Genomic DNA, 6567 nt, shown 5'->3' on the forward strand with positions numbered 1-6567 from the left:
CGAGGTCAGCCGCAGTACAGCAGGCCCGCCTGCTGCTTGGCGGCCAGGATGCGGTGGATGCTCTGGTCCACCTGGGTGCGGAAGATCGAACTCTGTCCCATCCGGGTCTGCACGGCCTTGGCCATGGTCGGGACCAGGTTCGGTTCGACGGTCAGGACCATGTCCCCGCCCGCGAACAGGAAGTCCACGGCGCGGTTGCCCACGGCCACGGACTTCACGGCCACCGCGTTGCCGAGGTCGTCCGAGATCACCACGCCCTTGAAGCCCAGGGTCTTGCGGAGGAGTCCGTTGATCACGGTGGGGGAGAACACGGCCTGGTGCTTGGGGTCGATCCTGCTGTACTTGGCCAGCGAGACCATGACGAACGGCGCACCCGCCTTGATGCCCGCGCTGAACGGAGCGAGGCTCGCGCTCTTGGTCGTCGTCACCGAGTCCACCACGTTCGCCGTGGTGTCGGTGTTGCCGCGGACGTAGCCCAGTCCCGGGAAGTGCTTGAACGTGGTCAGCACCTTGGACTGGGTGAAGCCCGCGGCGAAGGCGAGGCTGTGGGAGGTCACGACCGAGGGGGTGTGGCCGTACTCGCGGCCGTACCGGCCGATCGGCGCGTTGTTCGTGCCCAGGCTGGCCGGGACGACGTCGGCGACGGGCGCGAGGTTCTGGTTCACACCGGCCGACTTGAGCTGCTTGGCCCATCCGGCGGCCGCGCTGCTCAGTGCCGACGTGGACCAGCCCCCCTGCACCAGCGCGCTCGGTATGGTCGAGAAGCCGGGGCCGGACAGCACCTGCACCTGGCCGCCCTCCTGATCGGTGGAGACCAGCAGGCCCACGCGATGCCCGGACACGGTGTCGGCCTTCGCCTGAAGGCTGTCGGTGAGGGACTTGGTCGCCTTCGTGCCGGCCGAGCTCCGCCCCGCCAGGAACACCGACCCGACGTGGTACTGGCGCAGTACCTGGATCCTCTTCTGGTCCGGCTTGGCCGCGTTGATGCCGCCCATGAAGAGCTGACCGATCCGTTGTGACTCCGACATCGCGGCGAAGACCTTGTCGGCGCAGGTCGTGCTCGCACCGACGGCCGCCGGGGCGGGTGTCTCCGGCGCGGTCGCGGCGTGCGCGACGCCGGCGCCGCCCAGGCTCGTGGCCGCCAGCGAGAACGTCAGCAGGGGTACGGGCCAGCGTGCCCGCCTGGTCCGCGGGCCGTGCCAAGGTGCCTGCTGCGAAGTCATGCGGAGCCCCTTCCGGTGCGCCGGCGGCGGACCGGGCGCCGTGGGCCCGGCCGTCGCGGGCGGTCACGCAGCCAGTACGTTCAAACGTACATCCATTCGACCGTGTTCGCCCCTGCTGAGGCACGGCCGAGGCCCTGCTGTCGGAGCCCTGCTGTCGGAGTCCGGCGGGGTCGACGGCCGCCGTGGTCGCGGTCGATCGGCAGTTGTGCGTGCGAGGCGGTTCCTCCGGGGTGTGCGCGATCGGAATCGAGCCGCGGAACCGCCCGAAAAGATGCGGAATTCGCCATTGTTCGTCAATGTTCGCTGCGACACGCTCCGCTGCGCGTCCGGGAGTGACGCATGGGGGGCAGGATGGCCAACTCGCCCCTGGTGAGGTCCACTCCACGGCCGTCGGAAGGCCTCTCCCGAACGGCTTCGGAATCGGGCATGATGAGTCATCTGTACCGGTCAGGCGGCGCTACTCTGTCGCCAGAACCGAACCATTCACAATTCAATTACGTCGAGCGGAAGTTCCTCCGCCCTACCCGTCACACGCTGCCCGGTCCTGCTGGCGCAGCGGTGCGTTCCGGTGGCACCGCGGCAGCGGCAATGTGGTCAACCCTTGGAAGGAAGTGCTGTGGCGCCGGTGCTTGTTGGGCACGAAGGACTGCTGGCCGGAGAACGCATACCGGTGATCGGCACCCGGGTCACCTTCGGACGCAACTCCGAGAACACCGTCGTCATCTCCAGTTTGAGCGTCTCGCGTTTCCACGCGGAGCTCGTCCTCGACGACACCCAGGGCTATGTGCTGCGCGACTGCGGCAGCAGCAACGGAACCCTGGTCAACGGCGAGGAGATCGACTCCCGACTGCTCAAGCCCGGTGACGACATCACCATCGGCGACCAGGCGTTCCGCTTCGAGGTCGCGGACGCCATGGAGACCATCATGGCGCTCTCCCTGCCGAGGTCCCTGACCCACGGCGACGAGGAGATCGAACACGGGCCCGTGCTACGGGTCACCATCGCGGGCGGAGGGCCCGTCGGCCTGTCCCTGGCGCTGCTGCTGGAGCGTCTCCTCGGCGCCCAGGTCAGCATCACCGTCTACGACGGCCGGTGGCGCAAGCAGGGCCGCAAGATCGTCTGGAAGGACGCGAGCCAGGGCAACGTGCGGCGCCAGCAGGTGGTGACCGTGCAGAGCCGCCAGTACCTCAGCCTGCCCGAGGAGACCCAGGCCCGGCTGTTCGACCCGGACCACTACACCGAGATGTGGCCGTCCGGCCCCGACTCGATCGGCGATCACCATCCGCGCAACATGCGGATCGCCTACATCGAGGACCGGCTCCTGGAAGTGGCGAACGAGAAGCAGGGCCGCATCCGGCTCGTACCCACGCGGTTCAGCATCGACGAACAGCAGGAGGCACTGGCCGCCCAGCACGTACTGGCGATCTGCGACGGCGGACGGTCGCACACCCGGGAGCACTTCGCCGCCAAGTTCGGCAAGGCCGACGAGTCCATCTACTCGCTGGACGGCCGCCATCTCCAGGACGTGGTCCTCGGCCTGCGCGTGAAGTCGGGCCTGACCGACCCCATGGCGGTACTGCTGACCGTCGGGCAGAACCGGTTCCTGCTGAACTCCCTGCGCGGCGAGGGCTTCCTCAACATGCGTCTGTCGGACGCGGAGGTCGCGGAGGTCGTCGGCATCGACCCGGTCCGCCGTGTCTTCGAGGAGTGCATCGCCTCCCGCCCCTGCCTGATGGCACGCGACGAGCACGGCGACTTCCAGTGCTCGACGCACAGCACCCTGTTCCTTCCGGCGCTCATCAGGGGCTCGTCCCTGTGGAAGCGGGTGGGCGAAGGGCTGCGGCTGTTCGGCGTCGAGCCGGACGACCTGAGCGCGGTCACCTCGTTCCGCCTGGACATGGTGCAACGTCCGCGCTTCACCGCCGAGTTGCTGCCGCCCACGGCCAACACCCCGGGAACGTACGGATTCCTGCTGGGCGACGCCGCCAACGCCATCCACTTCTGGCCGGGCCGGGGGCTCAACAGCGGCCTGGCATCGGCGATCTCGCTCGCCAGGTCCCTCAACGCGGCATGGAACGGCAAGCCCTTCCGGGACGCGGACTTCCTGCGCCACGAGGCCGCCATGTCGATGCTCCAGTACCGTCACAAGAGCCGTGCCTGGAAGGCGATGGTGACCACCGACGACCAGGGCACCACCTGGGCCATCAAGGACATCATCGCGCACGGCATCGACGGCATCGCCGAAGAACCGGACCGCGAGGCGGACACCGCGACGCTCCTGGAACGGCTGCGCGGGATCCGCACCCGACTGGAGAAGCGCATGCCGGGCATGCCGGACGACGAGGCGATCCTGGAACGCCTGGGGACCCTGGAGAGCAGGACGCTTCGCATGCTGGTGCTCAGCGGCGCCTGGGACACACTCACCATGGGCGGCGAGGAGGTCGACATCGACATCTTCTACGGTCAGGACTCCGCAGCCGCGGCAGCGGCCGTCGAGGCACTGGAACCGGCCACCCAACTCTGAAGGGCGCCGGGCCGGTCCGCGCACGCGGACGTCCGACGGCCCGTGGCCGGGGCGTGGTCCGCGCCCCGGCCCCCGGGTACGCCGCTTCAGGAGCGACGGTCGGTGTGCAGGAGCGCGAACAGGCCCCGGGTGCGGGTGCCGTCCGGCGGCAGCCAGGCGCCGGAGACATGGCCGGCCGCTTCGCCCGACGGGACGGGCGGAACGCCCTCCGGGGCGGAGCGCAGCAGGCGGTGCAGACGCAGGACCGCACCGTGCGGTCCCGACAGTTCGGTACCGTCCCGGCTGTCCTCGGCCGTGCCGAAGTCCTCGGCCGCCAGAAGGACTTCGTGCGTGCAGGCGCGGACGACCCCCCGGTCGGGGGTGTCGCTGGCGTTCTGGTCCTGTGCCTGGGCCCGGCCTTCGATCAGGGCCAGCAACTGGGCGACCAGCACCGGGTCGTGGCAGCCGTCGTAGGCCCAGCGCCGCCCCAGCACCCCGTGCTCCATGGTGCCCACGAGGGCGTGCTCCGCTCCGTCGAGCGGGGCGCCCCGGTAGGTCAGCGGCACCAGATAGGCGGCCGATTCCGCGCCGGAGGCATCGGTGACCACCAGGAACTCGATACCCACCTCGCCCTGCGGGTCGTCCAGCCGGAAACCACCGGCCTTGGCCAGGTCCGGCTCACCCGCGCCGCCGCGGTACCACGGCCGGGTGGGCAGCCAGATGGCGAGCAGTTCGAGCTTGGTCGGGGTGAGGACGGTCTGGTGGATGACAGCCATGCCGAGAGCATCTCCTCCGGTCGGCGGACGCGAACGCTCATAGCCTGTCATTCGCTCCGCCGCCCCGCCGCTCCACCGCCTTCACGTCCAACCGGGCCAACCAGTCCGCCGAGAGGCGCTTGGGCACCACCATCGCCCAGGCGGAGACCACCAGTTCGGTCATCTCGTCCTCGTCCAGAGCGGCCAGCCGTACCTGCACCCAGTTGTACCGCTCGTCGGAGGCCGCGGGCATGAAGAACTTCTCCGGTTCCGAGGCGATCAGCGCCGGCCGTTCCTCCCGCGGAAACGCGAACCCCATGGACTCCTCGTCCCGGGACAGCGCCACGTAGACGATCCGGTTGACCCGGAACTTGACCTGGTCCCGAACCAGCGCCTCCTCCGTACGTGGCAGGGAGAGCGCCAGTGTCCGGACCTCCTGCGCCGTCGCCATCGTCTGCGTCGTCCTTCCGCGCGGTCGCCGAAGTAGGCGTACCACTCTGTCAGCCGCCACTGACAGTGCACACGACCGGCGAGGCGCCGTGCGCGGATCTGCGTGCCGGGACCACCGGGAATAGCGTGGTGAGGAGGGGCGCCGGGACGGCCCGCCCTGCCGGGCCCCAGGGGGACGTACAACGGGGACATGCGACAGGGAGGACGAGCCATGTCCTGGAATCTGAACGGCACGTACCTGGAGAGCTGCAACTGCGACGTGGTGTGCCCCTGCACCACCTCGGGCTTCGCCGCACCGGCCGACCACGAGCGGTGCCAGGTGACCTTCGCCTTCCACGTGGACGCCGGGAACGTGGACGGCGTGGACGTCTCCGACCACAGCGTCGCCATCTTCATCGACGCGCCGCAGGCGATGGCCGAGGGCGGCTGGCAGGTGGCCCTGTACGTCGACGCGTCCACCGACGAGGGCCAGGCGCAGGCGCTGGCCAAGGTCTTCTCCGGCCAGGCCGGCGGACCGATGGCGGCGCTCACTCCGCTGGTCGGCGAGGTACTCGGAGTGGAGCGCGTCCCCATCGACTACCGCGACGACGGCCGCCGCCACGCCGTGCGGGTCGGGGACGCCATCGACATCGAGATCGAGGACCAGATCGCCCCGCAGTTCGGGGAGGACGGTCCCGTGATGGGCCTGACCGGCATCTTCCACCCGGCGAACAGTAATCTGACGGTCGCCCGGTCCATCCGCGCCAGGGGCGACGGCGTCCACGGCCGGTCCTGGGACTTCTCCGGCGCCAACGGGCACTCGGCGCCGTTCACGTGGTCCGCGTGACCGGTGGCCCGGTCGCCGTCCGCCGCCGGACGGTGGGCCCCGCCGCGCTGCTGCTGGTCGCGGCGGCGGTCGCCTGGGTGTGGCTGGTGGCGCGCTGGGGCGGCATGGGGGTGATGTCCGGGACCATGGGCCTGGGCCTGGCCGCCTTCCTGGCCGTGTGGACGCTGATGACGGCCGCGATGATGCTGCCTGCCACGGCGGCCGTCGCCGCGCTGTACGCCCGCACCATCACCGCCCACCGGGCGCCGCGCATGGCCGTCTTCACCCTCGCCTACCTGCTCGTCTGGGCCGCGGCCGGACTGCCGGCGTACGCGCTGGCCGCCGGCCTCGGCCGGACGGTCGACCTCCCCGGGACGGCGCGGGCAGCGGTGGCCGCGGCCGTCTTCGCGGTCGGCGGCCTCTACCAGCTCACCCCGCTCAAGGACCGCTGCCTGGCGAAGTGCCGCTCGCCGCTGGGCATGATCCTGCGCTACGCCTCGTACCCGCGGACCTCGCGCGATCTGCGCGCCGGAGCCCACCACGGGGCGTTCTGCCTGGGCTGCTGCTGGGCCCTGATGGTGCTGCTGGCGGCCTTCGGGGTGATGAATCTGTGGGCCATGGCGGCGCTGGCCGTCGTGATCACCGCCGAGAAGCTCGCCCCGGCCGGCCGCCTGGTGGCCCGGGTCGTCGGGATGGCCTCGATCGCCCTGGCCGTCGCGGTCTTCTGGTTCCCGGCGCTGGCCCCGGGCCTGACCGGCGGCAACACGGCCGGGATGTGAACCGACAGCCGGCAGCCGGTCACCCGCGCGCCACCAGGGCCCAGGGCCTGTC

Annotated in this window: 6 protein-coding genes; 3 read left to right on the plus strand and 3 right to left on the minus strand. The window is 70.5% G+C overall.

What is annotated here, in order from left to right:
* Window positions 1-5: 5 nt before the first annotated feature.
* A complete protein-coding gene (locus FNH09_RS23640; protein ID WP_152891248.1) occupies window positions 6-1223 on the minus strand; it encodes a glycoside hydrolase family 3 N-terminal domain-containing protein in 1218 nt (405 codons plus the stop codon).
* Window positions 1224-1848: 625 nt separating this feature from the next.
* Here FNH09_RS23640 and FNH09_RS23645 point away from each other — a divergent pair.
* On the plus strand, window positions 1849-3747 hold the full coding sequence (locus FNH09_RS23645; protein ID WP_338017665.1) for an FHA domain-containing protein: 1899 nt from the start codon (window positions 1849-1851) through the stop codon (window positions 3745-3747).
* A gap of 86 nt (window positions 3748-3833) precedes the next feature.
* Here FNH09_RS23645 and FNH09_RS23650 read toward each other — a convergent pair whose 3' ends face one another.
* A complete protein-coding gene (locus FNH09_RS23650) occupies window positions 3834-4502 on the minus strand; it encodes a maltokinase N-terminal cap-like domain-containing protein (protein ID WP_152891250.1) in 669 nt (222 codons plus the stop codon).
* Window positions 4503-4539: 37 nt separating this feature from the next.
* Window positions 4540-4932: an MmcQ/YjbR family DNA-binding protein gene (locus tag FNH09_RS23655; protein ID WP_152891252.1), complete on the minus strand. Its 393-nt coding sequence runs from the start codon at window positions 4930-4932 to the stop codon at window positions 4540-4542.
* Between the two features lie 210 nt (window positions 4933-5142).
* Between FNH09_RS23655 and FNH09_RS23660 the strand changes: the two genes are divergently transcribed.
* Together FNH09_RS23660 and FNH09_RS23665 are read left to right on the plus strand one after the other, a co-directional pair.
* Entirely contained in the window at window positions 5143-5757 is a 615-nt protein-coding gene (locus tag FNH09_RS23660; RefSeq protein WP_152891254.1) for a DUF1326 domain-containing protein, read from the plus strand.
* Complete coding sequence (locus FNH09_RS23665; protein WP_162468992.1) at window positions 5754-6515, plus strand: copper chaperone; 762 nt, start codon at window positions 5754-5756, stop codon at window positions 6513-6515. Before FNH09_RS23660 ends, FNH09_RS23665 begins: the two co-directional genes overlap by 4 nt.
* Window positions 6516-6567 lie beyond the last annotated feature (52 nt).

Source organism: Streptomyces adustus, from assembly GCF_009377175.1.
GTDB classification, from domain to species: domain Bacteria; phylum Actinomycetota; class Actinomycetes; order Streptomycetales; family Streptomycetaceae; genus Streptomyces; species Streptomyces adustus.